Source organism: Paenibacillus turpanensis (assembly GCF_011421635.1).
Classification (GTDB): Bacteria; Bacillota; Bacilli; order Paenibacillales; family YIM-B00363; genus Paenibacillus_AK; species Paenibacillus_AK turpanensis.
This window is the reverse complement of sequence record NZ_WTLI01000023.1, coordinates 22,870-49,198: the sequence shown is the minus strand read 5'-3', so window position 1 is coordinate 49,198 and position 26,329 is coordinate 22,870. Positions and strand designations below refer to the sequence as shown.

The following is a 26,329-nucleotide window of genomic DNA, read 5'->3' as shown; positions in this document are numbered from 1 at the left end:
AATGGTTTCAGGGGACAATTACAAGCAGTTGTTTTATGATAAAGAAACACCATCGCAGACGTTGGTTGATCCTAACATTTGGGATAAGATTGCGGCGTCAGTTCCAGATGATTATCTGATCCCTGATTTTAGAATGACGGATGTGATCGCGGCCCATCATTATTATGGGAAGTAGTTTATACGTGCAATAGAGAAGGGGCTGTCCCCATTGTCATCAATAGATGACAAGGGAAGCCCCTATTTTAATATTGTATAACAAACCAAAACCAGACGTTGCTAAAACGGAGTGCGATTCAACTAAATATGATGGAATTGCTCTATCTTTCAATGGATTTGGAGGAAAAAATTTCGGGTCATCTCCTTGTATGTATGTCAAAGGTAAAGGAAAAAGAGCGGGTGTTAGTGGGGATTTAAGCCCCTACACTCGCTCTTTTAAAATCAATAGAAAAAGATCACCACTATTCGGCCGTTTACCAAAGTAACACTTACTTTTGGGACTGCCCCTTTGATTTATGGGCTGGCGACACTTAGAGGACTTGACCTGATACAAACAGGATGAGAATTTGATCCTCCGATGTCCGTTCTAACACTCGGAAGCCCCGCTCTGCTTTAGTCGCGATTCCGTCGTCACTGGGGGCACAAAAGCCATCTACCTCGCAGGTGCCGTCATCGCGGACAAGTAGCTTCCCGAGCATGCCGACCGCCACCCATTCGGGGCGTAATCTACGGGGGGTATAAGCTAACTCTGGGTTGTAATCGGGATTTAACACAGGCTGCATTTCCCGCCGTTCCGGAACAATCACTTTGCCTCGGTTATCCACTTCTGCGGGGAGAATAACCTCCTGCATTTCCACTGCTCCCCACTTGTCGGTTTTATATTTACCATGCCAACGCATTTCTGCACTGTCGCCAATGATAGCCGGGGAGGCACTGGTAACGCCAGCGACATAGGATCCGGATGTAGCCTTCTGTATTTTACGACCCTTCGTGGTGACAAAGTAGCCCGGTGCGATCGGGGTTCCGTCGACGGTTTCAAATAGCTCTGCATAGTCAGCCCCAGACGGAACAAACGATCCGTCTACGTACATACTTCCCGTAGAGGCAAGCCATTTGGCACCAATCCCGGTATTTTGTTCGCTGGTTCCATTGGCGATAAACCAAGAGTAAGCCTCTTGGGCAGTGCCGAATCGGCCCATAATATGCGCTCCGGCGTATCCGCCTGTCTGGGTGTTGAGCCCTTCCGCATGCGCGGTTTCGGCATCCGCAACCGTACGGATCCCTTCTGCGTGAGCTGTATTTCCGCTTGCGGTAGTACTAAATCCTTCGGAATGAGCGGCAACGCCGGTTGCCGCAGTTTGGCTGCCTTCCGCGTGAGCCGTGTCGCTGTTGGCCACAGTCAGGTAGCCTTCGGCATGCGAGGCATGGCCGATCGCTTGGGAGTACAGGCCTTCCGCGTGGGCGGATTCGCCTCGTGACTCCGTAAATGCCCCTTCCGCGTGGGCAGTGTCGAGCGAAGCAACGGTCATCCAGCCTTCTGCGTGGGCTGCGTTACCGCTTGCAATCGTTTGGTCGCCCTCCGCATGCGCGGCGGAACCACTTGCGATGGTTGTCGTTCCTTCCGCGTGAGCAGCATTACCGCTGGCGGTGCTGCGGTAACCTTCCGCATGAGCAGCCGGTGCACTTGTCGTGCTCTCGAGGCCCTCGGCGTGAGCGGCATCTCCGCCGGCAGTCGTGTTGGAGCCTTCGGAATGTGCGGCTGGCCCGCTTGCAGTGGTAAAATACCCCTCAGCATGGGAGGAATTTCCCTCCGCCAATGTGCTAAAACCTTCAGCTTGAGCGCAGACACCTGTTACGCGTTGGTTGCAAGCCATAATCATCATCCTTTCTCCACCGGATTGCCGCGGCTTCGGCTTCAGCATCGCGACTTATAGTAATCTATTCGAGATTGATAGAGACTGCGAGGGCTTTGTTCTCTTATAAAAAGCGGAAATACTGGGAAATAAGTTATAATAAAAAGAACCAATCCGATTAAAAGAAGGGAAATGAACATGTTCGATCCGACCATTTATGAAAATATAAAAGTAGCAATGGAAAATCGTATATATGATTTAGATAATTTAACCGGGGAGATTGTCGTGACTGGGCGGAAGGATCTTCTGGATCAGGCTGTGATGTCCAAACAATTTACCCTAAGGTTTGTCCGTAAGGGTTACCCGGAAATAGCAGCGGAAATTTGCCTTGAAGCGAACTTAACGGACTTGGCTGCAGAAATATTGGAGTGGGAGAAAGCGGAGCCAGGCTGTCTCTTTACATTACGTTTTTACATGCATGTAGAGCAGAACGAACGACAGTGCAGCAGAATTGAGGCGGTGTTAAACGAAATTTGGGAGCCGGAACTACGACCGAGACAAAAGCTAAGCTATATCTATAACCAGTATAAAGGTCAGTACTTAAACGAAATCGAGCTTGGCTTTGAATCGAAAATCAATGAGGAGCATATTGGTGAAATCCCACGACTGCTTGAGCATATCGTACTGACTTTGGAAAGGCTGCGGGAGGTCTAGTATATGACAAAGGCTTCAGCAAGCAGCAGAAGTTATTTCAACAGAGCTCTCCCAAGGATACGGAAACCGTCTGTATGCGCTGTTCCATGGTTCAAAACCGGATGTGTATATTTCCATCGGGGATCGTGATGTTGGAGAGTTCTCAGAACTTATGTATTCGTATGAAAAGGGCATGCTTTTCCGGAAGGAGCATGAAAAATAACACAAAAAAACACGGCTCGCGGCCGTGCCTTCAGAGGGGACATCGGTGATGCCCGCCTTCCGCCATGTTTATTATTGGGCAAATGCCGCAATCTCTTGATAACGCTTAGAAATCGTTGCAGCGGATACGCCGTATTTTTGCGCCAGTCCGGATTGGCTCGCTTGCGGTCCTCCGGCTTGTGCGACCCAATATTCCAGAGCAGCACAAAGCGTTTCGCTCTTACGTATAACCGGACGCGTTTCGTTGGCGTAACGGTTCCACAGAACAACGGCTTCTTCCAGAAGCTTCGGATCTACTGCCTGGTCTACATTGGAAACAAACTCATGGGCAAGCTCGCTGTACGCTTCATTCTCCCAGTTCAGCTGAAGAATACGGCTTTTGATATCGGGAGCTTGCTGGTCGGCTTCACGAATCGAAGCAACGATTTCTGATGGAACGGCGGCTATTTGCGTACTCGCTTCTTTTTTATTTAAGCAGCATTTTTTGTACTTCAATCCGCTGCCGCAAGGACAAGGGGCATTTCTTCCGATTTTCGGCAAATCTATCTTCCTCTCAGCAAAATACTCGTAACACAATGTCGAATTATATCATAATTCAATGGCTCTTGACACCCTTTTTCCCCGCAAAACATGAAATGTCAGGTTTATTCATGGAAAATATTCAATATCCTGATAGGTGAGAAGAAAAATATGATATTCGAATTGGTTAATGAAAAGGTGAGTTATTAAGACATGAGTGGACGGGATGAATGCACTGACATAAAAATTTCTATTAGTAAGGAGGAGGCGCATATGAGTTTCTGTTTATAGAATGCGAGTAGTCATCGTTAAAATGCAAAGGTCAGCTGTTCGGGAACAATGCTGGACTGAGTGGACGGAACATTTGGATATCCTTCAGCCGTTTGTCCGTCTGTATCGAACTCCTGCAGTTTTCGTTTTGGCGCTGTTTTGATTCCTCCCTCTGAAAGCCCGTGCTGCTCCAGCAGCTTGCGAACGCCAGTCATGACGGTTTCGGCGTAACTGCGGTTGGCATATGTGGTCGGATATAACGAAAGGTACGAAGGGACAATAGCGGGAAAATGCTGCTTTAACGTTTGCAGGTACCAATGCTTGACATCCGGCGATAAACGAAGCAGGGAGGCCATTGCAAATGCGGCGCCTTTATTTTTCGCGGACGAAATTAGGGCCGCAATATCACGCAGCGAATCGGTTAAGCAGGGCAGTATTGGTGCTATAAATATTCCTGCATGTATCCCTTCCCTCGAAAGTGTTTCAAGTGCTTCAAGGCGTTTGGCGGGCAGGGGAGATGCGGGCTCCAGCTTTCGAGTCACTTCAGGATCGAGCGTATTGATGCTGATATTTACGGATACAATTTCCATTTCCCTCAAAATGTCCAAATCTCTCAGTATTAGCGGGGAGCGCGTTGTGATGGTCGTAGGTATACGATACTTGGCCAGCACTGTAAGGCAATTGCGTGTGATCTCCTCCTTTCCCTCGATCGGTTGATAAGGGTCGGTGGCAGTACCGATGGCAACGCTCCCGATGGTACGAGCAGCGGCATCTACGCTTCCCGCTTTCCGTACTGCTCTGGAGAGCTGCTGTTCCAGAGCCTCCGCAGCATTCATTTTCATAAATATATGGTTTTGAAACTCGTCGTTAGCTTCCATGCCGATAAAGGATTGGAAGGCGCGGGCGTAACAAAAACTGCAGCCGTGTGTGCAGCCGCGGTATGGATTAATAGACCAGTCAAAGGGCATTTTTTCCTCTTTGACGCGGTTTAAGGTTTGTTTGGTTTTTATTGGCTCGTATATTTTTTGGCTCATCCCTCAATCCCCCTATGATATAATGGGAACATATGTTCTTGATTTTTCTAGTTTATCATAAATTGATGAATTTTCAACATTAACGGGGTGGAAATCGCTGGATCAGGGGAATATCGTGCAATCATCTAGTAAGTGAAGTGGAGCTTGCATACAACCAGCATGCCTTGATCAACGAACAAGTAATGAGGAAACGTGGAAACAGGAGAAACGCAAATCGTTCTTCGATCGACTGCATCAGGAGCTTAAAACAAGAATGAAAAAAGGCTATCATCCGGAATGTCCGGAAGATAACCCTTGTAAGCAAGCAATACATTGACTCTTTATTTTTAGTCCCCGGAGGTCTGGGGATTTGGATTTGAATCCACGGTGTGAACGGGAGAAGGCTGCACGACATATGAAGTGTTTTCCTTCTCCACCATTTCAATTTCAAGCCCGCCAAAGCGGCCGGCCAGCGCGTTATAAATGACAGCGATCAGCATGCTGATCAGCAAATAGATGGCGAGCATGAGAAGCGGCATAAACGTATAGGCGATGCCTACCATCAGGAGCTCCGTCACACCCGAGACGGCGCCAAATAGCACGAGAGCCAAGCCAACGATAAATAGTAATGATAGCGGGATTGCTGCAATGTAGATCGTTGCCTTTCCTAAGCTCGTCGGACCGATTTTTTTGATTTCGAATTTTTTCATCAACATCATAAGCTCCTTTCAATTTCCCTATGGAATTGGATCGTAGTTGTACAGCAGCGATGGGCTCGCTGGGTCATGCCGCTTAAGTGCGGCGCGAACTGCCTTCTCCGATTGAATGGCATAGCAGTACGTGCAGTTAAAGCTGCAGGTGTTATACATGCCCACGTCAACCGCTTGAGTACAGAGACATTCCGGGCGCTGGTTCGGATCCTTCTTGTAAGGCAGCTCGATACCCCAAGCCCGCCGGATGAAAGCCGGATCGATACAGCGGCCGTGCGTTATGCCGCAGCTTTCAAGATCAACGGCCTCGGCACAGGTTTCGATCTCCATGCCGTTCCGGCGGGCAATCTCTGCCAGTTGTCGGGAGGCCAAGTCCAGCATATCGCGGTGCTCAGGCGCGGTGATGTCCGTAAACGTGATGCCATGCTGCTTTTCGAGCAGCTCCAGCCTGCGCTCCACCTTGCCGTAGAAATCCATAAAGCTAACGGTCAAGCGCTTGGCTGCACCCTTAAGCTGTGAGGCAATCGCCGAAATTCGTTCCAGCTGATCATCCATTGGACTGATCGAGCTGACCATGATCGGATCGTAACGCCATACGACCCGGTCGGGACCCAATCGCTCGCTTATTCGCAGAAAGGTATCGATCCGGCTGCCGAGAGGAGGGACCCCGGGTTCGAATTGCGTCGGATAATCATTTAAGGTAAATTGGAAATAATAGCGATATCCGTGGCGGTCCAATGCATCAATATGCTTCAGGAACGGCTTCGGATTTTTGCTCCAGAATACGATCACCTGCACATCCTGCGGAAGAAGGCTGACCTTGCTGACCTGTTTGGCATTAAACGGGTTCACTCTGTAGAAAAAGCCTTCGGAAATCCTCTTCATCATCCACTCGCCGAAAAATGCAGGAATATCCGTTCTGCGGCTGGCGCTTATAATCAATGGGGGCTCACCTCATTCGCCAAAACTTACGCTACAATATCATACCCTAACTTAACGAAAATTGCATATTCTAACATAAATCACAACTTGTCCGAAATGGAAAATCGTGATACATGTCATGTGTGATTAAACTTGACCCGTGGTATAATAACCTCATTTACTGCAGTTTGCAGTTAGGGACGGAGGTAAGTACGATGGCAAATACCCATGTGTACAGCAGAAAAGAAGAAATCGTGAATGCAATCACGCACGGCATCGGAGCTCTTTTCAGCGTGGCGGCGCTGGTGATTTTGATTGTGTTCGCAAGCCTGCAGGGGACAACCTGGCATGTCGTAAGCTTCACCGTATATGGAATCACAATGCTGCTGCTCTATACCTCATCTACCTTGGTCCATTCCTTTCCGGAGGGAAAAGTAAAGGACATTTTTGAAACGTTTGACCATTCTTCTATTTACTTATTTATCGCAGGAACGTATACGCCAATTCTGTTGACCGCTTTACGCGGCCCGTTGGGATGGACCCTATTTGGGATTGTTTGGGCCATTGCTATCGGTGGTGTCGTGTTTAAAGCCTTTTTTACCAAAAGGTTCTTATTCTTATCGACGATTTTTTATGTTTTGATGGGCTGGCTGATCGTATTTGTATGGGGGCCGCTGCAGGCGATGATGCCTGCTGAAGGAATTCGTCTGCTGGTAGCGGGCGGCATTTTATACACGGCGGGATCTATATTTTATGTTTGGCGGGCTTTCCCTTTTCACCATGCGGTGTGGCATTTGTTTGTGCTTGCCGGCTCGGTGGTTCATTTCTTCGCGATTTTATCGCTTCTGTTCATTTCATTCTAAAGGAGGACAATCGTCCATGCCCCATGTATTGGTTCGTGGGATTCCTGCCGAGCAGCTGGCAACCTTAAGTACGCTGCTTATCGAACAATTGGCTGAGGTATGCGAATGCGGCACAGACAATTTTACCCTTGAGAGTGTCCCGACCACCGGTGTTTTTGGCGGGAAGGTAATTGCTGCGTTTCCGTTTGCCGAAGTATATTGGTTTGAACGCGGAACGGAAGTTCGAGATCGTTTTGCAGATGTACTAGACCGTCATTTACGTTCGCTGGGATATTCGGAAGTAGAGATTGCTTTTCAAGCGTATCGAGAGGACAGCTATTATATAAACGGAAAGCGATTTAATACTTTAAAGTGATAGTTGCTCCAAGATAGAAGAAAAGGCTGGCTGCAATCATCCGATGATGAAACAGCCGGCCTTTTTACGTTAAACGCTTCATTTCAGCATTGCAGCCCATGTCTCATGCCTTTCTCTCTAAAGGACGGCTGCGCCTCATCTCAAACTCCCCTTGCAGGGTATCGATATACCGGTCGCGAATGGCGAGGAAATCGGATAAATGACGTAAAAATAAATCCACCAGCTCCGGGTCAAAATGCCTTCCCTTTTGTTCCTCAAAGTAATCGATAATTTGCTGCAACCCCCAAGCTTGCTTGTAAACCCGGTCGCTGCCGAGCGCGTCGAATACGTCCGCCACCGCCACAATGCGCCCGTATAATGGAATATCCTTTCCTTTGAGCTGCTTCGGGTAACCTGTACCGTCGTACTTTTCATGGTGAGTTAAGGCAATCGTAGCTGCAGCTTTCATGACCTCACGATTGGAGTGTTTGAGCATTCCATAGCCCTCAAGCACATGGGTCTGCATAAGCGAATATTCCTCGGTGGTGAGCTTACCGGGTTTATTCAAGATCGTATCCGGAATGGCCAGCTTACCAATATCATGCATGGAGGAAGCGAGTCTGACGGTCTCCGCTTCTTTTTCAGGCAGACCGTACTTTAGGGCGAGCAGCTTGGAATACTCGGCAACTCGTTTGACATGATAGCCTGTTTCCTGCGACCGTTTTTCCGCGACCTCGCTAAGGGTAAATATGATTTCTTTTTGATTTTCGTTTACTTCCAGAAGCAAGCTTTCCACCTTAGAGTGCATTTGACTGAAGCGGAAGGCCAGGATGAGAGATTGCCCGAGGACGATGCTTGCAACGCCGGTCAAATGGAGCTCGTATGATTGAAAATAGAAGTTTTTAGTAAAAATATCGTGAATAAAGGTTGCGAAAAAGATGGCTAGTGTAATAAACGTGATTAGTCCGTGGCTTTCTCCTTGAATATAGGATCGTAAGAGCTGGATCATCAGATAAACGGAAAAGGATATAAGTATGGCATAAAACAGAAACGCAAGAAAACCGAACAAGGAAACAGGTGTGGCAAGTATAAGTATGATGGAAGCCGCCGTGAGCCACTTTAAGACGCGAAGCGCCGATCTGTGAATTCGGGACGGATACATTTCATTGTAAAATAAAAACAGGAATAATGCCGATCCGAATAAATGAATGTATTCTAGTTTGTATCCAAGCTGATAGGACAGCATTTCGGTGACTAAGTTAATCGGCTTCGTTCCGGTAAAAGATACAGTGACTACAATGCAAAACGAAAACAAGCTGAAGTACAGGTGGGAATAATCTGCACGTCTCATAATATATAGCAGCAGATGATAGATCGCAGACAATAAAACGCCGCCTGCAACGATAACCTCAATCAGCATTTGTTTTAACGTGATCGATTGAATATCGGGCTCTAATCCAAGCTTTACTGCACCGTCAATACCGCCTTTTCGGTGATGAAAGTTGGAGGCTTGAACGACGACTTCCACATAGGGCCGGGTTGGAGTAAACAGGATCGTATCCATGCGTTCTAACGGCTTCACCTGATGCTTGTACAATCCGACAACGCCGTTGGATATTTTGTATTCTCCGCCGATCCAAATTTGCGAGGCCCCGAATATGCGCGGAAACGAAAGGGCGAACTGCTTTCCAAGATCGCTTTCATGGAAAAATAAATGAAGCCGCATCGTCGCGTAACCGACGTTGTTCAGCCCCTCTTCATCGTTCCAAAGCTTTGGCTGTGTTGTAAACCTGGTGAGCTCGCCTTGATGCTGGCGAAAACCATACGGGTCAATCAGCTGCTGCCAATAAAGCTCCCATTGACCGGTCATATCTAGAGGTCCATCGGCTGAAAAGGACCAATGTCGTAAGTCTAACGTACCATTGATGGCGGAAATGGAAGGAGCTTGCCTTTGGGTGTGATTATGTAAAAGGTAAATCAAAGGTGCAATTATAATAAGAACACACATGCATAAAATCATATATTTAGAAAGACGGCCGGTCATAATTTCATCCTCTCCAACAAAGCTGTCGGGAAAAATAATCGAAAAATGACGATAAATGTCGATATGCAAATTGTACTACAAAATGGGAAAAGTTGTACAAGGCTATTTCTTCCAATTGACCATTGTTTTAAAACGCAAAAAAAAAAGACCGGACAAACTGTCCGGCAATAGGGAGGGATATTGAGAAAATGAGAGTCTAGCAACTTAGAGCAGGTACAGCTCCTGCAAACCGCATTCCTGCATGAAGGTTAACGGTTTTTCCTTAACATCCTTTCGGACGTCATCGGTGCGTACCAGTGGCTCGCAGCCGGGACAATCGGCGGGAATGCCTCCAGCGATTTCGGCAAATAAAGCACCGCCTTCACAGCAGAAGCAATCGCGACGGACTTGCGGGTCGGTTGGTTTAACTTGGATCGCCTTCATACGTTGTCACCCTTTCAGGAATACGGTTGTTGTTGCTATGTCCTTATTGTAGAGCATCCAAGCTGTATTTGTTGTGACTATTTTCACAAGCGATTAAAAAAGAAAGGCCTGAACAAAAAGAGGCTTCATTTGATAGAAGAACCGGAAGAACCTCTTGTTCAGGCACAATCTCTTACTAATTTAAAAATAGCGGAACCAAATATAAATAGCTGAGATAACAATCGAAAGAAGCATGATCGGAAACCCGATTTTCATAAAACGCCAATAGGAGACCGGCGCACCCTGCTTGGCGGCCATGGCTGCCGCAATCACGTTTGCGCTTGCCCCAATGATCGTTCCGTTGCCGCCCAGACAAGCCCCTAAAGCAAGACTCCACCAGATCGGCTCAATCCGCGTCATGCCCATACTCTCTAAATCTTGAATCATAGGGATGAGCGTGGCCACCAAAGGGATATTGTCGATGAAAGCAGAGGCGACGGCGCTGAATGCTAGGATCAGCATCGATGTTGACAATAATTCGCCGTGAGTGGCTTGAAGCAGGCTTTGCGCAAGCTTCGCCACAAGTCCGGTTTCCACCAGCCCTCCGACGAGCACGAATAATCCGATGAAAAACAGCAGTGTGGCCCATTCAATTCCACGAAACGCTGACTTCACATGGCCTCCTCCGGTTAAGATCATAAGGCAGACGGCACCGCCTAAAGCGATGATGGAGGATTCGATGTGAAGCACGCCGTGGGCGAAAAAACCAACCACGGTCAGCGATAATACGGTGATGCTTTTAATCAGGAGCACACGGTCACGAATTTCCGCAGCCGGCTGCAGCTCCAGCATTTGCCGGCGCAGCTCGGCCCCTGTCCGCAGCTGGCTCCGATAATAGAGGGCCAGCACGGCAAGAGAAACGGCGATAATGATAAGCGCCGCCGGTCCCAGATGGAGCAGGAAGGCGGAGAATGTCAGCGTCTCCGGATTGGCGCTGCCAATCATGATATTCGGCGGATCGCCGATCAGCGTTGCCGTGCCGCCAATGTTGGATAGCAGCACTTCGGTCAGCAGGAACGGAATCGGCGATATGTTCAGCCGTCCGGCGATATGAAAGGTAACCGGCGCAACGAGCAAAATCGTCGTTACGTTATCCAGAAAAGCCGAGCATACCGCAGTTATGACCCCAAGGAGCACGAGCATCCGTACGGGATCGCCTTTGGCGCGTTTCGCTGCCCATAACGCCAAAAAACGGAACACTCCGGATTCCGCAGTTATGCTTACGATCATCATCATTCCGGCAAGCAGGCCTATCGTATTCCAGTCTACATGCTCGATTGCTGCCGGCAGTGGGACAATGCCGGTTGCTACAAATACGACGGCACCGGCCAGTGCCACAATCGTTCGATTCACCTTCTCCGAAATGATGAATGCATAGGCAACGAGAAATACCAGTAAAGCGAATACCGGTTGGTCCAATCCGATCAGTCCTTCTCCGTAACGTTAGTTTACGCTGACACTGACCCGGTAAGTCGTAACAAAGGACGGGCGGGGAAAGATGGACGGCTGCTGTTGGTCAATACCTTGCGAGGTTTGACGTTTCTTGTGAGCATGCTCGTACGCTTTTGAACTTTGCCACGCTTTAAAATCAGCTTCCGAACCCCATAGGGTAAGGATCCGATAGGTATCGCCGTTCAGCGGACGAAGAACACGAATGGCCACGAAGCCGGGCTCGGATTCAACCATACGGGCGCGGTTTCGAAACCGTTCCTCAAAGGCTTCTCGACCGTCCTCCGTAACCGGGATGTTATTAATGACCGCGAAGGAATCGCCGGTTAAAGAGCCGACCCCATCGAGCACCTCGTATTTCTCCGCTCCGTCCGGGCCGGTAAGCTCTGCATTCGTTTCCAGAAGAGAACGCTGTTCTTGTTCCCCGTTCAGCATCAGCACGGTTCCTTCTGGACCAGCAGTCCAAGCCCCTATTTCATTATGTATGTAGACAACCATCGAGATATCACCCTTTCCATATTTTAAAAGCTAATTCTTATTATAATGAATCGTTGGTGTCACAACAAAAGAAAGACGGTGTCAATCTCTTGACAATGGGCGAAGCCGCCATTATGATAATGAAGTATCCGAAAATGAGAATCATTATCACGCGAGAGGTGAGAAGGCCGATGAAGCTTCACTACTGCTGCCGGAATTTAAAAAAAGGCGCTCGTCCCTTGTATAAGCATCTGAAAGAGGCTTTTCCCGAGGTGAAGCATAAGAAGAAGGATTGTCTTGGAAGATGCGGCAAATGCTCGAAACAAATGATGGTGCGGGTAGGAAAAACGGGCTTTTTCTGTTCATCGTCGGCCGATGATATTTACAGCGAAATTAAAAAAATGCTGGGATAACGAAAATCAAGAGGGAAACCTTTATTATAACGAAACGCGGCATGGCGCAGGCCATGTCTTTTTTTATATACTGAACCTGTCGATCGGCAATGACTAAAGCAAATTGGAAAGGAGGATGCGTCATGGAAAACTTCAACGTTAACAAGAAGATGGATATTGGTATGCCGAAGCATTTCTTTATGGTTGCTCAATTGTATAGCATGATTGTTTTCGCCCGTATGGCGCATCGCCGAAGACGGACGCTGTAGGCGTGCGCTCTTCATCCCATAGATGCAGCCTGTTATGCCGCGGTGAAAAACCGCGGCTTTTTTTATTGTCTATCCCATATTACCCGCTATGAGGTGAGAATAAGTTGGAACATCATTTTTATGATTTGGAAATGGAAATGCGCTACCGCAGCGGCGAGATCAACAAACAGATCGAGGCCGGCAGCTGGAAGCGATCGGCGGCTGGAACGGATTTGCCGCTGCTCCTGCGAATGCTGATGAAGCTGCTGCCGCTGTAATCGTGAGCGCTATAGAAAGAGCTCTATAACGATGAGATCAGCCTCTTTTTCAGCCTGCGAGGGCGAGAAAGGGGCTGTTCAGTTTGCCCCCGTTTAGTATAATGGTAATACAATTGGCATTTGAAGGGAGCTGCATGACTTGTCTTTTTCATTTGATGATCATATAGATCGCCGAAATACCCGTTCCTACAAATGGGATCAATCCGAAAAGCTGTTCGGGGACGCTGATCTGCTTCCTCTCTGGGTGGCGGATATGGACTTCAAAAGCCCGCCGCAAATTGAGGAGGCGCTGGTAAAGCGTGCTCAAGAAGGCATTTACGGCTACCAGATCCGAACGAACGACATTGATGAAGCCATTATCGGCTGGTTCCAGCGCCGTCACCAATGGAGTATTCAGCCGGGGTGGATTTCCGATCTGCCGGGAGTGGTAACGGGCTTGAGTCTTGCCGTGGAATGCTTTACCGAGCCGGGCGACCGCATACTCGTGCAAACGCCGGTATATTACCCGTTTTTTGACGTCATTCGCATGAACGGCAGAGAAATTGTGCGCAGCCCGCTGCTGGAGCAGGACGGCCGTTTTGTGATGGATTACGCCGATGTTGAGCAGCAGTTCCGACAAGGTGTTAAGCTCATCCTGCTTTGCAACCCGCATAACCCGGGGGGAAGAGTATGGACGAAGGAGGAGCTTTCCCGTCTTGGCGAGCTTTGCTTGAAATACGGGGTAACCGTTGTCTCCGATGAAATTCACTGCGATCATACCTATCCGGGTCATCCCCATATCCCGTTCGCCTCTATTTCGGAACAGCTGGCGGACATTACGTTGACCGTGCTCGCTCCATCCAAAACGTTTAATATACCGGGGCTGCATTACGCCTTTATGGTAACGCCGAACGCTCAGCTTAAGCGGAAGCTGGATTACCGGATTAAGGCGCTCTCACTGCATATGACCAATTTCTTCGGTCCTGTGGCGACAGAGGCTGCTTATCAATACGGGGATGAATGGCTGGACGCCCTGCTCGTTCATCTTAAGGGGAACATTGATTATGCAATCGAACGTCTGGAGAACGAGCTGCCGGAAGTGAAGCCGATGCGTCCGGAGGGTACCTATTTGCTGTGGGTCAACTGCCGCGGACTGGGCCGTTCCGTTCCGGAGCTGAAGGAGCTAATGTTCAAGCAGGCGAAGGTAGCTTTTAGCGAGGGCTCCGTGTTCGGCGAGGAAGGCGTAGGTCATCTCCGCATCAATATGGCATGTACGAGAGCGACCTTGAAGGAAGCGCTGGACCGGTTTATCGGCGCAGCCAAATCTCAAGCGAGATAAAGAGGGTAACTTGGTAAGTTGGTATAAAACATAATCGCATGCTTAAAGCGCATCTCACTTCCGAGATGTGCTTTTTTAACGTTATAGAATTTATAAGTTTCGCTGAGGTCGGAACGAGTAAATTCTATACCAAGGAAAACGCTTAATGACGTACCCGCTTCTTTGAAAGGACTTCGATAGAAGTTTTTCTTGTTTCGGCAATGACACGACGTAAACCTCATGAATAGATAGCGAAAAATTTTCGGTCCCAAGAGTATAATCTAGCAACGCCGCGGTCATACTGGTGATAGATTACCAGATTCGGTTGCGGAGGCGGGACGAATGAAGCGGAATGCAGGTCTGTGGGTGCTGTTGGTGGCGGCAGTGATTATGCTTGGCGGATGGAGCTTGGTACACGCGAAAGCGGCGGATGGAAACGCCCGCGGGGATGCGCTTGCTCTATTGGAGCTTGCTCATGAGCAGCTAGAAGGCCCTGTGCAATTGTCGGCCAAATGGAGCGCTGCGCTGCCATCGGACGAAGCAGCCCTGCCGGCTCCGGGTACGGGGTGGGAGGAAGTAAGCGGCGCTGATAAGGACGCTGGGCATGCGGGGGCGGAGATTGTCACTCGAACGTATCGCACGGCGGATGGAGCGCAGCTGACCCTGATGGCGATGCCCGTAGACTCGGGAATGCGGATTACGGTGAAATTGGACGGTGAGGCTGCGGCCGCTGTGGAGCAGCTGGGTGCGCTGCAGGAGGAGCTGGCACATTATTCCGATCGTGTTCATGCAAAGGGTGCATGGGTCGTTAATATTCAAGGGGCAGTCAAGGGCCAGCTCATCGCTGACGGAGAGCTGAAGCTTATGGAGAGCATTCGTGAAGCAGCTGCGGCCGAAGCAGTGGACAGCTATGTAGATTCCGGCTCCTATAGCATGTCGATGAGCTCCGATAAGTTCACGGCTGAAGCGGCTATGAAGCCGGGCTCTAAGGTGCAAAAAATAAACCTCCAAGCCGCCGTTCACCGGGACACGGAGAACGGAGCATGGAGGCTGACGCTGGGCACACCGGCCCTGTTCATTGAATATTAAGCCTTGCGGAGCTTGCCGAGCTCTGCGACAATCGCTTCAATTTCGCTGATGCTGAATTTGTCCTTGCTGTTTACCAGGTCGTACAGATCTTTAATATCGTCATATTGATCCTCGTTAAAGTGGGAGCCTTTAATTGCGGCGCCGGAAACCACCCTCAGCTTTTGTTTAATTTCCTCGACCATGTATGCGACATTCTCGACTGTTTTCTGCGTTAAATCCATCGGTCTTCATCCTTTCGTTCGGATCATTGTCATTATTGTACCAGCTTCTTGACAAAAAACCTATTCCTTTTGTGGTACGATAAGTATGCTCATTTTTTATAGAGCCGTGCATGATGGGGAGGAATAGGCTTGAAAGGCTTTGCGGTGTTGGCTCTGTTTTACGGTGCGGGGCTGGCGGGGCATCACGTGCTGGGCATTCCGATGCCGGCCGGAGTTCTAGGCATGCTGCTGCTGGCGGCCGCTTTATTTACAGGAACGGTCTCGCTGCAGACCGTTGAAGAAAGTGCGCAATTTCTACTGCGCCATATGATGCTCTTTTTTATTCCCTTTATTGTGGTGAGCCCGATTTATTTCGCCGGGCTGGGCGGGCAGTGGCTGCCGGCAGCCGCAGGCTTCCTCGGCAGCTTTATTGCCAGCCTGGCGGCTGCAGGCTGGGTCACTCGTTTGCTGGGCCGAGGCGGAGGGAAACGCCATGGAGCTTGACGTGTTGTGGGGGCGGCTGTGGAGCGACCCGATGGCAGGCGTAGCGCTGACGGTCGGCGCTTATGCCGCCGCATTGGAGCTGCGCAGCCGCTTTGCGTGGCTGCATCCGCTGTTTGCCGCAAGCGTGCTGCTGTACGCGGTGCTTGCGCTGCTGCGCGTGCCGCTGGCGCTGTACATGAGCGTCAGCGGCAGCTGGCTTACGGCGCTGCTCGGGCCGGCGACGGTCGCCCTAGCGGTGCCGCTGTATAAGCAGTGGCCGAAGCTGAAGTCGGCCTGGCTGGCAGTGCTCGGCGGCGTAACCGCCGGCTCGGCCGCGTCGATCGCGGCGGCCTGGGGCCTCGTCGCCGCGCTGGGCGGCTCGCGCGAGCTGGCCGTGTCGATGCTGCCGAAGGCCGCCACGACGCCGATTGCGGTGGAGGTGTCGGCCCTTCTCGGCGGGAACGCGCCGCTGACGGCCTCCTTCACCGTCATGACCGGCCTGCTCGGCAGCATGGCCGGCCCGAGGCTGCTGCGCCTCTTCGGCGTCAGCGCCGACATCCCGCTCGCGGTAGGCGTCGGCACTGCCTCGCACGGCATCGGCACGGCGCGGCTCGTCCGCGAGTCCGAGCTGCTGGGCGGCGTCAGCGGCGCGGCCATGGCGCTGGCCGGCATCGTAACGGCCGTCGCCGCGATACCGCTGTCGATTTGGCTCAACGGAGGTGGGACGCCTTGACGCAGGCGAACGGCAAAATAACCGGAGCGGAGCTTCCGGCCTTCTTTGCGACTGTAAAAGATAAAATAAAAGAGGCGCCGGAGCGCCCCCTCGTGTTTTTATGTATCGGAACCGATCGATCGACTGGGGATGCTCTCGGTCCGCTTGTCGGTACTGCACTCCGGCAGCACGGGTATCCCCATGTCATCGGAACGATGGACCGTCCCTTGGACGCGGATTCCTTCGTCTTACGGACGAAAGAAATTCCCGATGGCGCATGGGTGCTCGCTATTGACGCTTGTCTTGGCAAGACGGCCGAGTCGGTCGGTCTGTATCAGGCGGAGCATGCGCCGCTGCAGCCGGCCTATTCCGTTGGCGGGAAGCTGCCGCCGGTCGGTGATTTCAGCGTCGCCGCGATTGTGAATCGAATGGGCTTGAAGCCGTACTGGACGCTTCAAACCACCTCGTTGTACCGGGTCATGAAGATGGCTGATGAAATTGCAGCAGCCATCCGCCTAACGTTATAGCTAAGCCAAATGCGGTTTTTCGCCGCATTCCATTTCACCGGGCCGCACGGTCCGGTTTTTTCCGTTCCTCTTCGCATAATACAGGGCTGAATCGGCACCTTCAAACAGCTGCTCCTTGCTCATGCCGCTCCGATAGGCTTCAATCCCAATACTGAGGGTAATGCTATCTCCTCCGAGCTGCGTGTGCCGAACTTCACCAATGGATTTTCGAATTTTTTCCATCATGGCGTAAAATTGCTCGCCGGATTTCTCAGCACTGACGATGGCAAATTCTTCCCCGCCATATCGGGAGGCAAAATCATTCGGATCACTGTTTTCCCGAATCTGGCTGGCCACGTAGGCAATGATAATATCGCCTGTGCGATGACCAAACGTATCGTTGATTCGTTTGAAGTTATCGATGTCCAGCAGTGCCAAATGGATGTCGAGAGAGGCGGTTTGACTTAATTGCAGAAGGCTGTCGATATGCTCGTGAAACGATCTATGGTTATACAGCTCCGTAGCCGGATCGATCCGGTTCAGCCGCTCCATCAGAACCGCTTTCGTTTGCAGCGCCTGCTTTTCTTCAACGGTTCGAATTAATTGATCCGCAATTTTAAAGGCGCGGTTCATCAGGCTGGAAATAAGCAAAGCCGATGCCAGCAGGATGGCCACAATGAGAATAATGTCGGAGTGTCCCATATACATTCGCACTTTGGACAGCGTCAAGATTAGAAGCAGCGAGGCAAGGCCAAGAGAGCAGGAAAACAAGGCAAGCTTACGGCTGTAGAAAAACATAGAGGTCATAATCGGAAAAACAAGCACATAAATGCCCATCGGCAAATCATATAAAGCGGTAATGATCACGGCGGCAATCAAGTTCATGGCAACGATCAAATAATACTCGATATGCTTTACATTTCGCAGCAGCAGCAGCTCCATGAGCCCGATGACAGCGGCGATTTTAAGAGAAGGCAGGACAACGAACTCCCGCAGGAACATCACTTTTTCTTTGGATGTAAAAATAGCGTTGCAGCCGGTTCCCAGCAAATACAACGCAAAAATCCACCAGCAGGCGGTCAGCAAATCCCGAGTTAAGGACCGTGTATCAAGCTGTATGTCTTTTTCGAGCATGAAAGTACCTGACCTTTCCGGTAAAAATACAAATTGTCGAGACAAGGAAAGTGGTATATGGACCTACCATTTTGTTACTATCTTCCTACAATAATAATGTGAATAGAGGAAGAAAAATAGGTTAAGCCCTTCCATTTTTCGATAAAAAATAGAAAGCCCCCGTGCTTTTAAAAGCAGCGGAGGCGTATTTTTTAGCGGATAAGCAAATCCCAAATTTGTTTGCCGATCAGCAGCGTCGACATTGTGATAAACAGCGGCTTTACGAACGTTGAGCCATTGCGAATGGCAAATCGGGACCCAATCCACGCCCCGGCAATCATGGCCACTGCCATTGGAAGCCCATAGTAAAAATTAATATGCTTAAGCGCAATGAAGGTCAGGAGGCTGGCGATGTTGCTGGCGAAATTGAGCATTCTTGCATTTCCGGCCGCTGTTACGAAGTCGAAGCCGAGCAGCAGAAAGGCGAACAGCAGGAACGAGCCTGTTCCTGGTCCGAAGAATCCGTCGTAAAAGCCGATGATAAACGCGATGACTGCGCTCAACACCCATTTTTTTGTGGTAATATCAGTGTAGGTCGACTCTTTGCCCCAATTCTTTTTGAACAGTGTATAAATCGTGACAAGCGCAAGCAGAACGATAACCATTGGCTTCAAAAAGGCTGAAGGCAGCAGGGTAATGATGTAGGAGCCGATAGCCGAGCCGACAAAGGAGAACCCGAACAGGCTCATTGCCAGCTTAAGATGAATTTTTCCGGAACGCAAAAATGACAATGTGCTGGTTAACGAAGAAAAGGTGCCTCCCAGCTTATTGGTGCCAATGGCGATTCCCGGCGGCAGTCCGGCGAGCAGCAGCGCGGGCAGGGAAATGAGACCGCCGCCGCCGACGATGGAGTCGATAAACGCAGCTAAGAAGCCTGCACCGATCAGAAATAGTAATACCTCTATGGCGGGCTGTTCCACACAATCACGCTCCGAATTTGTAGGATGGCGGTAAGATTTTCTAATTATAAACGGAGGTAGGTAATCGCACAATGGGGTGGTTCCTTCCATTTGACTTTCGGAGCTTGCTTGGAAGGGAATGGAGAATAATTGGAAAAGGGTTCATAACGATGTTCAACGATCGGAGGCGGTAATGGCATGAAGAAAAGAGCGTTGGTATTTGGAGGAAGCGGCCTTGTCGGCTCCCAGCTGCTTCAGCTGTTAGGGGGAAGCCCGCTGTACAAGGATGTATATGCATTTGTACGCAGACCTCTGGAGGGTGCCCCTTTATCGGTCATCCAAATTACGGTGCCGGAGCTCTCCGAGGAAGAGCTGGGCAAACATCGCGAGCTGTTCGGCGGGAGTGATGTTTACTGCTGCCTGGGGACAACGATTAGAATCGCAAAGACTCAGGAAGCGTTCCGCAAGGTGGATTACGAGTATCCGCTCGCGATTGGACGGTTATGCCGCTCGGAAGGTGCCGCCGCTCTACTCGTTATTTCATCCATGGGCGCAAATCCGGCTTCGCGCGTATTTTACTCTCGAACGAAAGGCGAGATGGAGCGGGATTTGGCTGCACTGGGTCTGCCCGCGCTGGTGCTTGTCCGTCCCTCTCTGCTCATCGGCGAGCGCAAGGAATTCCGCTTGGGCGAACAAGCGGCCGCGGTCGTGAGCAGGGTGCTGCCGTTTCGGCTGCTCGGTCCCCTGCGCAAATACGCGCCCATTGAGGCCTCAGCGGTAGCCGCAGCGATGCTGCATGCCGCCGGCGAAGGCCGCAAGGGCACTGTGGTGCTGGAGTCCGAGCAGCTGGCGCAGCTTGCCGCAAAGCGTTAAGTTCAGCCGCCAAAGGCGTTGCGGAACGCATGCGAGAGACGGTCGCGGTCTATTTCCCAGAGCTTCGCAATGTCGTCCGCAACCGCTTCGTCGAACCAGTCGGACAGCTTTTTACGGTTTTTGCCGTTCTCCGCAATCCAAATCAGATTGCCTGCGACTTTCCGAAAATAAAGCTCCTCCGCCTCTTTTACCTTCTCGGGCGGAATATACGTTTTCAGCCGCTTGATTGTCCGGTACAGCTCCTTGCTGCAGGAGCGGCGAATGCCTCGGGCGGTCGGAAGCGGCTGTTCGTGTTTTCCTTTGTTTCCGAATTGCATCCGTCATCGACTCCTTCCTCCCACAGCATATGCGCTGGGAAAAAGGAGGGTGCATCCGCCCTGCATTCAAGTCCTGGCCGGTTCTAGTCGACGACAATGTAACCGATCATCGGCCCGCTGTGCGAGGCGTCGGGATGCTGCACGCATATGATCCGGTAGACCCCTTCTTTTTCACCCTTGAAGGTGACCACGGTTTCCTTTCCTTTTTTCACCTCGCCCTTAATCGTTGTGCCCTCAATATAGAACGAGTGCATCTCGCCGTTCACTCCTAGAATGTGAAGCTTGACGGTTTCGCCTTCCTTTACATGAATCGTGCCGGGATCCCACCGGTAGGACTCGATTTCCTTGCCGTCGGGAAGCGTGGATTTATACTCGCCGGTTACCAGATGAATGGCCCGCGGATTGTCGGGGGCGCCGTCCACCGGCTCGCTGTACGCACCTTTCCAATATACGAGAGAAGCGGCAGCGATAAACAGCATCGCAAGCGAATACGTAATGACATGTTTTTTTCGCAAAATAAATACTCTGGACAAGGGAGCCCCTCCTTTTGATACGATCCAAAACTGCCTTTGTCCATGTATATGCGCGGGCTTGTCAGCGAATGCCGGATACTGTGCGGTGCCCTGAAGTTAGCGGAAAGATGCTAGTTCGAATAAGTGGGCTTGTGCTACAATATGATGTGGAAAAATATGACGAAAGCAGGTTTTCGGAGGATGAGCGAAATCATTCATGATCTATTGATGTGGCTTACGGATTTAGGCTATTGGGGAATTATGATTGGACTTATGATCGAAGTCATTCCAAGTGAAATTGTGCTCTCGTACGGCGGTTATCTCGTATCCTTAGACAAAATCTCGTTCGTCGGCGCTGTCATCTATGGAACGATCGGGGGCGTCATCGCACAAATTTTTGTATACTGGATCGGCCGGTACGGAGGCAGACCGTTTCTTGAGAAATACGGCAAATACATACTCATTCATAAAAAGCATATCGACGTAGCGGAGCAGTGGTTTGAGAGATACGGCTCAGGCGTTATTTTTACCGCTCGTTTTATTCCTGTTGTGCGGCATGCGATCTCTATTCCGGCGGGCATCACACGTATGCCGCTCGGACGCTTCACCATTTTAACGACGCTTGCCGTTATTCCTTGGTCCATTTTCTTTATTTATTTGGGCATGGAGCTGGGAAGCAATTGGGAAAATATCGAAGAAATGGCGGCGCCGCACATCGGGAAGTTTATCTGGGCGGCAGTCGGTCTGACGGCATTATATTTTATTTTTATGATTATCCGGAACAGACGAAACAAGAGATAAAAACAAAGGGTCCCGCGAATGGGGCTCTTTTTGCATGAGTGGATATGCGTTTCTAAAATCGGTATGATGGAGATATCACTTTACAACGTACATAGAAGGAGGCCGTGTTTCGATGAGTAAGAATGTATCGCATAAGCTTGGCCAAGGGATTACCCCGCAGCAATTTATCGACGGCATGACGAAAAACAAGGAGCAGTTCGTGGAGTGGTACGAAGCATTCCAATGGGCAAACGAGGATGAGAAGGAATTCTTCGACTCGCTGAACAATCGCGACGACCTGCGCTGCTTGATTTTGGCGGCGGATTGGTGCGGAGACGTGGTTCGGAACGTGCCGGTCGTGTTTAAGGCTTTGCAGGACAGCGGCATTCCGACCGAAGTGTTTATCCAAGAGCAGCATATGGATTTGATGGATGAATTTCTGACGATGGGCGGCCGTGCGATTCCGGTTGTTATTTTTGCCGATACCGGCGGGTTTGTGCTGGGCCATTGGGGACCTCGTCCGAAGCATGTGCAGGAGGTTATGATCCGCTTTAAGCAGGAGAACCCGGACCGCGAAGCGCCGGATTATCAAGAGAAGATTGCGGTTGCACGGGCGGAAATGGGCCGTCAGTACGGCGAAGGCACAGGCTACCACGCGGTGATCGTCAAGGAACTGCGTGAGCTGCTGTCATCCTTCTAGAAACGGAGCTGTTCGGTTATGAAGCTTAAAGTGGAGAAGTTTGCGCTCGGTCCGCTGCAAACGAACTGTTATTTGCTGGTGGATGAAGAAGCAGGGCGAGCTGTTGTGATTGACCCGGGCGTGAACCCGAAGCCGCTGATGAAAAGGCTGGAGCAGCTGGAGGTCGAAGCGATCGTCCTGACGCATGCGCACTTTGACCATATCGGGGGTGTGGACGAGGTTCGCAAAGCCAAAGGCTGTCCGGTTTATTTGCATGATGCGGAGCGGGATTGGCTGGAGGATCCAGAGCTGAACGGGTCGAAAATGTGGCCGGACGTCGGACCGCCGATATCTACGCAGCCTGCGGAATTTGCAATGGATGAAGGGATGCAGCTAAAGCTGCTCGGTGAAACCTTTCTGATCAGGCATACGCCCGGTCATTCTCCGGGAAGCGTAAGCTTGATTTGCGGAAAGCATTTGTTTTGCGGCGACGTGCTTTTCCGGATGTCGGTCGGACGTACGGACCTTCGCGGCGGGAGCTCGCGGGAGCTGCATGACTCGATTCACCGCAAGCTGTTTGTGCTCGGCGACGAAACGACCGTTTACCCCGGCCATGGACCGACAACGACGATTGGCTATGAAAAGCAAAATAATCCGTATGTGTAGCTGCCGCTGAAAATGTAGGCTAAGCAAAAATAGCGTAGGCGTTTGTCCGAAAAGGCAAATCCCTACGCTTTTTCATTATGCTTTTCTTTAGTATGGATGAAAAATACGGCTGCGACCAGCATACCCACTAATAAGAAACGGTAGGAATGCTCCAGCATCAGTTGAATCATTGGGGAACCCTCCTAAATCGGTGGTTTTCATAATACAAATGTAAATGACTACGATGTTTCCGGCATCTGGCTGCAGATTGGGTTGTGAGCTGGACTTAAGTCGGGGCAAGATTAAGGATTGACAGAAAGCAGACAGCATCGCTATAATCTTAAACGAACGTTTAATTTAAACGAACGTTTAACAATAGAGAGATGGAGAGTGCCAAAATGGGAGTAGTTCGTGCTTTATTGTCTAAGCAGACGACGAAGGCTGGAATTATTACAGCAATTATGTTTCAATTAATTTTTAGTGTGATATGGATGACGGGTTATCAAGGAATTAACGACAACATGAAAAACCTCACGATTGCGGTAGTCAATGAGGATCAGGGAATCGGGAAGCAGATCGTGGAGCAGGTAAAAGCGGTTCCGTTTCAAGTGATCGAGGAAAACAGCCTCGAATCCGCGCAAGCGCTGCTTGAAAACCGCAGCATCCAAATGGTCATGCATATCCCGGCAAATTTCAGCCAGCAGCTTCAAACGAATGGAAGCCAGGCAGCGCTTGGCTATTATATTAATGAATCGAACCCTCAATTGATTAAAAGTGTAATGAGCTCGGCTTCAGCTACGATTACCGGGGCCGTCGGTAAACAGGTGACGATTGCGGGAACACAGTCCGTATTGACCCAGGCAGCCGGGATGCCTGCTGAACAAGCAGGTGCGGCGGCGCAGCAGCTTTCCAATAAACTGACATCCGAGCTGACTTCGATTCATCCGGTTCAAAACTTCGCTAGTCAAATGGTGCCGATGATGACAGTGCTGGCTTCTTATGTCGGCTCGATGCTGCTTGCCATGAACATGGAAATTTCGTCCGGGATGACCGGAGGAGCATTTTCGAAGTGGCAGCGTTTTGCAGGAAGAAATCTAATAAATGTTGCCGCAGCGCTAATCGTGTCGTTGGCAGGATCCGGCATGGTGCTGGCGTTGGGTGGTCAATCGGAGCAAGGGTTCTTTACGATGTGGATGTTCCAGGCGCTGTTCGTACTCGTGTTTATGCTGACGGCGCAAGTCTTTATTTTACTTCTCGGCGTTCCGGGTATGCTGTTTAATATTATTTTACTGTCGGCACAGCTGGTTTCCTCGGGAGCGATGGTGCCTCGCGAGCTGCTGTCCGGATTTTACCACGGCTTAAGTGTGATAATGCCGGCGACCTACGCGGTTCAAGGCAATATGAATATTTTGTTTGGCGGCAGCGGTACGGCAGGCGATGTATCTGCTCTGCTTATCATCGGAGGATGTGCACTTGTACTGGGAGCGGCGGCTGTTGCCGTTCGTAAAGAGAAGCAGCCGAAGGGCGCACCGGGGGCAGCCCAGGCTCCTGCACAAGCATAAGAAGTATAGATAGCGGAGGTTTTCAGCTGTGACAGAAGAACAACAGGCCATGCGAATGAGGATTTTGCTTGCAGCCAAAAAACTATTTGCACAAAACGGTTTCGGGGAAACCTCGGTAAGGCAAATCTGCGAAGAAGCGGGCGCCAATCTGGCGCTTGTTTCTTATTATTTCGGAGGGAAAGAGGGGCTGTTCCAGGCGCTCTTTGAAACCTTTTATCCGAAGGACAGAGTACGTTTGCACGAAGAGAAGGGGCTGGACCCGGAAGCGGGCCTGCAGCTGGTCGTCTCGGAAATTATTCGGTTTCGGCACGCCGAGCCGGAGCTGATCACGATCCTGGAAAGCGAAATTGCCCGCAATAGTCCTCGAATCGATGTGATTCGCGGAAATGTGTTTCCAACGTGGAAACTGGTGCGAGGCCTGCTGGAAAAAGGACGGGAGCAGGGCATTTTTCATTTCCGGGATACCGATCATACGCTGCTTTTTGTATTAGGCGCCCTTTTGTTTCCAAAGCGCTGGAACTATTTTAGTCCATTGCTGGAAAAGAAGGAGCCGGATATGGAAGACATGATCGAGGATACGTGGCATTTTATCCGCAGCGGCCTTTCAAAATGATTTTTTTTCCAGAGCACAAAGCGAAGGAATTTTCTGTTTTCCCTCGAATTATTTTGGATAGCCCTGAAGGGAGGACATCTTATGATTTGTGTATTTCAACAAAATGTACGGATCGTCGATATGAATGACGAAATTATTCATGAAACAGTGTTTGAACACGGCCAATTTGATTCGGTGATTCCAACGGTGGGGAGCTCGGTTGTTTCTCATGAGCTCGGACTTCGGCAGTTCGAGGTTGTGCTGGACAAGCGGCCAGGTAAGACCGCCCGCTACAAAATTGTTGATGTGGAGTACGACATTTTAGGCGAAAAGGTTCGGGTTACGGCTCAGTTGGAAGCGATTACGCTTATTGTCGGCCAGCATGATGTCGGCTTAATCAATTCTTAAAAGCAGGGAAATACATGTTGACTCTCTTTTGTAATTTTGTTACTCTTTGATTAATTTCATAGGTTTGAGTCAAGCGAAGCACGCAGACGTCGGAAATCCTCCGATGCTCTGCGTTTTTTGTTTTTCTTGGTGAAAACCGGGCAGAGAGGAGGTGAATTATGTTTTTTCGCAGGGGCTGGGTCATTAGCGGAGTTTCGTTGCTATTATCGGGTGCCTTGGTGTTTGCCGTTTACATATTGCAGCTGCGCCAAATTGAGCTTCAGAAAACGGTGTCGATTGTTGTGCCGACTTCATTTGTCGATGCAGGAGTAACCCTCACGGAGTCGATGCTGCAGTATCAGCCCATGGTATCGGGAGCGGTCGCTGACGATATGGTTACGGACCTGCAGGAACTGGTGGGCTTAGAAGCTGCGGTGCCACTGGGTAAAGGAGAGCCAGTGCTGCGCTGGAAAGCGCAGCGATACCCACTTCTGCCGAAGGCGGGGGAATCCTCTTTTCCGATTCCGAAGGAATACGTGCTCTCTGTTTCCGGGAGCCTTCGGGCCGGTGATCAGGTGCGGGTTTATGTTACCGGGCAGGGCGTCGAATCGCAGCGTTTGTACAGCAGGGAGGTAACCGTAGCTTCTGTGAAGGCAATCAACAACATAGAAGTCGAGGATCCGAAGGAGCCTCATTTGTACGCCAGAGCGGAAGGCGATTTAGAAAAGCTGCACGCCGCTAGGCGGGAGGCGAACGGGGCTGTCGATCGGCTTGTTCTTAACTTAACGGAAGAAGAGTGGCTTGCTCTCGACAGCCTGTGTAAGACGGGCAAGGCGAAGGTGGTTTTAGCCGGAGTGCCGATTTCTAGCCCAAGATAG

At 50.4% G+C, this 26,329-nt stretch carries 35 protein-coding genes; 21 read left to right on the top strand and 14 right to left on the bottom strand.

Features of this window, described 5'->3' with window-relative positions:
- The first annotated feature begins 1 nt into the window (after nucleotide 1).
- Both GQS10_RS19140 and GQS10_RS19135 read left to right on the top strand, forming a co-directional pair.
- The gene (locus tag GQS10_RS19140) at nucleotides 2-175 is read left to right on the top strand and encodes a hypothetical protein (protein WP_166245239.1); all 174 of its coding nucleotides are present in this window, start codon (nucleotides 2-4) and stop codon (nucleotides 173-175) included.
- A 46-nt stretch (nucleotides 176-221) separates the two neighbouring features.
- Nucleotides 222-482 carry a hypothetical protein gene (locus GQS10_RS19135; protein WP_166245238.1) on the top strand — a complete coding sequence of 87 codons (261 nt, stop codon included), beginning with the start codon at nucleotides 222-224 and terminating at the stop codon, nucleotides 480-482.
- A gap of 45 nt (nucleotides 483-527) precedes the next feature.
- On the opposite strand, the gene GQS10_RS19130 is transcribed toward GQS10_RS19135, so the two are convergent.
- A complete protein-coding gene (locus tag GQS10_RS19130) occupies nucleotides 528-1,919 on the bottom strand; it encodes a peptidase G2 autoproteolytic cleavage domain-containing protein (RefSeq protein WP_166245236.1) in 1,392 nt (463 codons plus the stop codon).
- 129 nt (nucleotides 1,920-2,048) lie between these two features.
- On the opposite strand from GQS10_RS19130, the gene GQS10_RS19125 reads away from it, so the two are divergent.
- A complete protein-coding gene (locus GQS10_RS19125) occupies nucleotides 2,049-2,564 on the top strand; it encodes a hypothetical protein (RefSeq protein ID WP_166245234.1) in 516 nt (171 codons plus the stop codon).
- 273 nt (nucleotides 2,565-2,837) lie between these two features.
- Here the strand turns inward: GQS10_RS19125 and GQS10_RS22975 are convergent, their stop codons facing one another.
- The 4 genes from GQS10_RS22975 to GQS10_RS19105 all read right to left on the bottom strand — a co-directional run bounded on the left by GQS10_RS22975 (nucleotide 2,838) and on the right by GQS10_RS19105 (nucleotide 6,219).
- Nucleotides 2,838-3,305 carry a YecA family protein gene (locus tag GQS10_RS22975; RefSeq protein ID WP_207952349.1) on the bottom strand — a complete coding sequence of 156 codons (468 nt, stop codon included), beginning with the start codon at nucleotides 3,303-3,305 and terminating at the stop codon, nucleotides 2,838-2,840.
- Between the two features lie 287 nt (nucleotides 3,306-3,592).
- On the bottom strand, nucleotides 3,593-4,588 hold the full coding sequence (locus GQS10_RS19115) for an SPL family radical SAM protein (RefSeq protein ID WP_166245232.1): 996 nt from the start codon (nucleotides 4,586-4,588) through the stop codon (nucleotides 3,593-3,595).
- Between the two features lie 326 nt (nucleotides 4,589-4,914).
- Nucleotides 4,915-5,277, bottom strand: a complete 363-nt coding sequence (locus tag GQS10_RS19110; RefSeq protein ID WP_166245230.1) for a hypothetical protein — start codon at nucleotides 5,275-5,277, stop codon at nucleotides 4,915-4,917.
- Between the two features lie 27 nt (nucleotides 5,278-5,304).
- The gene (locus GQS10_RS19105; RefSeq protein WP_166245228.1) at nucleotides 5,305-6,219 is read right to left on the bottom strand and encodes a DUF1848 domain-containing protein; all 915 of its coding nucleotides are present in this window, start codon (nucleotides 6,217-6,219) and stop codon (nucleotides 5,305-5,307) included.
- 194 nt (nucleotides 6,220-6,413) lie between these two features.
- On the opposite strand from GQS10_RS19105, the gene trhA reads away from it, so the two are divergent.
- Both trhA and GQS10_RS19095 read left to right on the top strand, forming a co-directional pair.
- Nucleotides 6,414-7,061: a PAQR family membrane homeostasis protein TrhA gene (gene trhA / locus GQS10_RS19100; RefSeq protein ID WP_166245226.1), complete on the top strand. Its 648-nt coding sequence runs from the start codon at nucleotides 6,414-6,416 to the stop codon at nucleotides 7,059-7,061.
- Between the two features lie 16 nt (nucleotides 7,062-7,077).
- The gene (locus GQS10_RS19095) at nucleotides 7,078-7,416 is read left to right on the top strand and encodes a DUF1904 family protein (RefSeq protein WP_166245224.1); all 339 of its coding nucleotides are present in this window, start codon (nucleotides 7,078-7,080) and stop codon (nucleotides 7,414-7,416) included.
- 103 nt (nucleotides 7,417-7,519) lie between these two features.
- Here GQS10_RS19095 and GQS10_RS19090 read toward each other — a convergent pair whose 3' ends face one another.
- From GQS10_RS19090 to GQS10_RS19075, 4 genes are all read right to left on the bottom strand, one after another.
- Nucleotides 7,520-9,265, bottom strand: coding sequence for an HD domain-containing phosphohydrolase (locus tag GQS10_RS19090; RefSeq protein WP_166245222.1), 1,746 nt, complete (start codon nucleotides 9,263-9,265; stop codon nucleotides 7,520-7,522).
- Between the two features lie 378 nt (nucleotides 9,266-9,643).
- Complete coding sequence (locus GQS10_RS19085; RefSeq protein WP_166245220.1) at nucleotides 9,644-9,862, bottom strand: hypothetical protein; 219 nt, start codon at nucleotides 9,860-9,862, stop codon at nucleotides 9,644-9,646.
- Between the two features lie 180 nt (nucleotides 9,863-10,042).
- The gene (locus GQS10_RS19080; protein WP_166245218.1) at nucleotides 10,043-11,320 is read right to left on the bottom strand and encodes an ArsB/NhaD family transporter; all 1,278 of its coding nucleotides are present in this window, start codon (nucleotides 11,318-11,320) and stop codon (nucleotides 10,043-10,045) included.
- A 24-nt stretch (nucleotides 11,321-11,344) separates the two neighbouring features.
- Nucleotides 11,345-11,848 (bottom strand): antibiotic biosynthesis monooxygenase family protein, encoded by a 504-nt coding sequence (locus GQS10_RS19075; RefSeq protein WP_166245216.1) that lies wholly within the window; start codon nucleotides 11,846-11,848, stop codon nucleotides 11,345-11,347.
- A gap of 56 nt (nucleotides 11,849-11,904) precedes the next feature.
- Between GQS10_RS19075 and GQS10_RS19070 the strand changes: the two genes are divergently transcribed.
- The 5 genes from GQS10_RS19070 (at nucleotide 11,905) to GQS10_RS19055 (ending at nucleotide 15,131) form a co-directional block, all read left to right on the top strand.
- On the top strand, nucleotides 11,905-12,240 hold the full coding sequence (locus tag GQS10_RS19070) for a DUF1450 domain-containing protein (protein ID WP_166245215.1): 336 nt from the start codon (nucleotides 11,905-11,907) through the stop codon (nucleotides 12,238-12,240).
- A gap of 122 nt (nucleotides 12,241-12,362) precedes the next feature.
- Nucleotides 12,363-12,488 carry a hypothetical protein gene (locus GQS10_RS23570; protein WP_279538024.1) on the top strand — a complete coding sequence of 42 codons (126 nt, stop codon included), beginning with the start codon at nucleotides 12,363-12,365 and terminating at the stop codon, nucleotides 12,486-12,488.
- Nucleotides 12,489-12,592: 104 nt separating this feature from the next.
- On the top strand, nucleotides 12,593-12,745 hold the full coding sequence (locus GQS10_RS19065; RefSeq protein WP_166245213.1) for a hypothetical protein: 153 nt from the start codon (nucleotides 12,593-12,595) through the stop codon (nucleotides 12,743-12,745).
- 139 nt (nucleotides 12,746-12,884) lie between these two features.
- Nucleotides 12,885-14,063: a MalY/PatB family protein gene (locus GQS10_RS19060; RefSeq protein WP_166245211.1), complete on the top strand. Its 1,179-nt coding sequence runs from the start codon at nucleotides 12,885-12,887 to the stop codon at nucleotides 14,061-14,063.
- A gap of 321 nt (nucleotides 14,064-14,384) precedes the next feature.
- Nucleotides 14,385-15,131, top strand: a complete 747-nt coding sequence (locus GQS10_RS19055; RefSeq protein ID WP_166245209.1) for a YwmB family TATA-box binding protein — start codon at nucleotides 14,385-14,387, stop codon at nucleotides 15,129-15,131.
- On the opposite strand, the gene GQS10_RS19050 is transcribed toward GQS10_RS19055, so the two are convergent.
- A complete protein-coding gene (locus GQS10_RS19050; RefSeq protein WP_166245207.1) occupies nucleotides 15,128-15,352 on the bottom strand; it encodes a DUF1128 domain-containing protein in 225 nt (74 codons plus the stop codon). The two genes, GQS10_RS19055 and GQS10_RS19050, sit on opposite strands and share 4 nt — an antisense overlap.
- Before the next feature lie 129 nt (nucleotides 15,353-15,481).
- Here GQS10_RS19050 and GQS10_RS19045 point away from each other — a divergent pair, with 129 nt between their 5' ends.
- Genes GQS10_RS19045 through yyaC form a run of 3 tightly spaced genes read left to right on the top strand, consistent with a single transcriptional unit; the run spans nucleotide 15,482 to nucleotide 17,053 of the window.
- Nucleotides 15,482-15,835 carry a CidA/LrgA family protein gene (locus tag GQS10_RS19045; protein ID WP_166245205.1) on the top strand — a complete coding sequence of 118 codons (354 nt, stop codon included), beginning with the start codon at nucleotides 15,482-15,484 and terminating at the stop codon, nucleotides 15,833-15,835.
- Nucleotides 15,825-16,547 carry an LrgB family protein gene (locus tag GQS10_RS19040; RefSeq protein ID WP_166245203.1) on the top strand — a complete coding sequence of 241 codons (723 nt, stop codon included), beginning with the start codon at nucleotides 15,825-15,827 and terminating at the stop codon, nucleotides 16,545-16,547. Before GQS10_RS19045 ends, GQS10_RS19040 begins: the two co-directional genes overlap by 11 nt.
- Nucleotides 16,544-17,053, top strand: a complete 510-nt coding sequence (gene yyaC / locus GQS10_RS19035; protein ID WP_166245201.1) for a spore protease YyaC — start codon at nucleotides 16,544-16,546, stop codon at nucleotides 17,051-17,053. The genes GQS10_RS19040 and yyaC overlap by 4 nt, the downstream gene beginning before the upstream one ends.
- Here the strand turns inward: yyaC and GQS10_RS19030 are convergent, their stop codons facing one another.
- Both GQS10_RS19030 and GQS10_RS19025 read right to left on the bottom strand, forming a co-directional pair.
- Complete coding sequence (locus GQS10_RS19030) at nucleotides 17,054-18,166, bottom strand: GGDEF domain-containing protein (protein WP_166245199.1); 1,113 nt, start codon at nucleotides 18,164-18,166, stop codon at nucleotides 17,054-17,056.
- A 191-nt stretch (nucleotides 18,167-18,357) separates the two neighbouring features.
- Nucleotides 18,358-19,125, bottom strand: a complete 768-nt coding sequence (locus tag GQS10_RS19025) for a TSUP family transporter (RefSeq protein ID WP_166245197.1) — start codon at nucleotides 19,123-19,125, stop codon at nucleotides 18,358-18,360.
- Between the two features lie 177 nt (nucleotides 19,126-19,302).
- Here GQS10_RS19025 and GQS10_RS19020 point away from each other — a divergent pair, with 177 nt between their 5' ends.
- Entirely contained in the window at nucleotides 19,303-19,977 is a 675-nt protein-coding gene (locus tag GQS10_RS19020) for a Rossmann-fold NAD(P)-binding domain-containing protein (protein ID WP_166245195.1), read from the top strand.
- Nucleotides 19,978-19,979: 2 nt separating this feature from the next.
- Here GQS10_RS19020 and GQS10_RS19015 read toward each other — a convergent pair whose 3' ends face one another.
- Nucleotides 19,980-20,294: a dehydrogenase gene (locus tag GQS10_RS19015; protein ID WP_166245193.1), complete on the bottom strand. Its 315-nt coding sequence runs from the start codon at nucleotides 20,292-20,294 to the stop codon at nucleotides 19,980-19,982.
- An 83-nt stretch (nucleotides 20,295-20,377) separates the two neighbouring features.
- Complete coding sequence (locus tag GQS10_RS19010) at nucleotides 20,378-20,827, bottom strand: cupredoxin domain-containing protein (RefSeq protein ID WP_243735274.1); 450 nt, start codon at nucleotides 20,825-20,827, stop codon at nucleotides 20,378-20,380.
- 180 nt (nucleotides 20,828-21,007) lie between these two features.
- Here GQS10_RS19010 and uptA point away from each other — a divergent pair, with 180 nt between their 5' ends.
- The 7 genes from uptA to GQS10_RS18975 all read left to right on the top strand — a co-directional run bounded on the left by uptA (nucleotide 21,008) and on the right by GQS10_RS18975 (nucleotide 26,329).
- Nucleotides 21,008-21,607 (top strand): undecaprenyl phosphate transporter UptA, encoded by a 600-nt coding sequence (uptA, locus tag GQS10_RS19005; protein ID WP_166245191.1) that lies wholly within the window; start codon nucleotides 21,008-21,010, stop codon nucleotides 21,605-21,607.
- A gap of 112 nt (nucleotides 21,608-21,719) precedes the next feature.
- Nucleotides 21,720-22,286: a thioredoxin family protein gene (locus tag GQS10_RS19000; protein ID WP_166245189.1), complete on the top strand. Its 567-nt coding sequence runs from the start codon at nucleotides 21,720-21,722 to the stop codon at nucleotides 22,284-22,286.
- 18 nt (nucleotides 22,287-22,304) lie between these two features.
- Nucleotides 22,305-22,931, top strand: coding sequence for an MBL fold metallo-hydrolase (locus GQS10_RS18995; protein ID WP_166245187.1), 627 nt, complete (start codon nucleotides 22,305-22,307; stop codon nucleotides 22,929-22,931).
- A gap of 377 nt (nucleotides 22,932-23,308) precedes the next feature.
- Nucleotides 23,309-24,472 (top strand): YhgE/Pip domain-containing protein, encoded by a 1,164-nt coding sequence (locus GQS10_RS18990; protein ID WP_166245185.1) that lies wholly within the window; start codon nucleotides 23,309-23,311, stop codon nucleotides 24,470-24,472.
- A gap of 28 nt (nucleotides 24,473-24,500) precedes the next feature.
- Entirely contained in the window at nucleotides 24,501-25,085 is a 585-nt protein-coding gene (locus tag GQS10_RS18985; RefSeq protein ID WP_166245183.1) for a TetR family transcriptional regulator, read from the top strand.
- A gap of 81 nt (nucleotides 25,086-25,166) precedes the next feature.
- Nucleotides 25,167-25,472 carry a hypothetical protein gene (locus GQS10_RS18980; protein WP_166245181.1) on the top strand — a complete coding sequence of 102 codons (306 nt, stop codon included), beginning with the start codon at nucleotides 25,167-25,169 and terminating at the stop codon, nucleotides 25,470-25,472.
- 158 nt (nucleotides 25,473-25,630) lie between these two features.
- Entirely contained in the window at nucleotides 25,631-26,329 is a 699-nt protein-coding gene (locus GQS10_RS18975) for a CpaB family protein (protein ID WP_166245179.1), read from the top strand.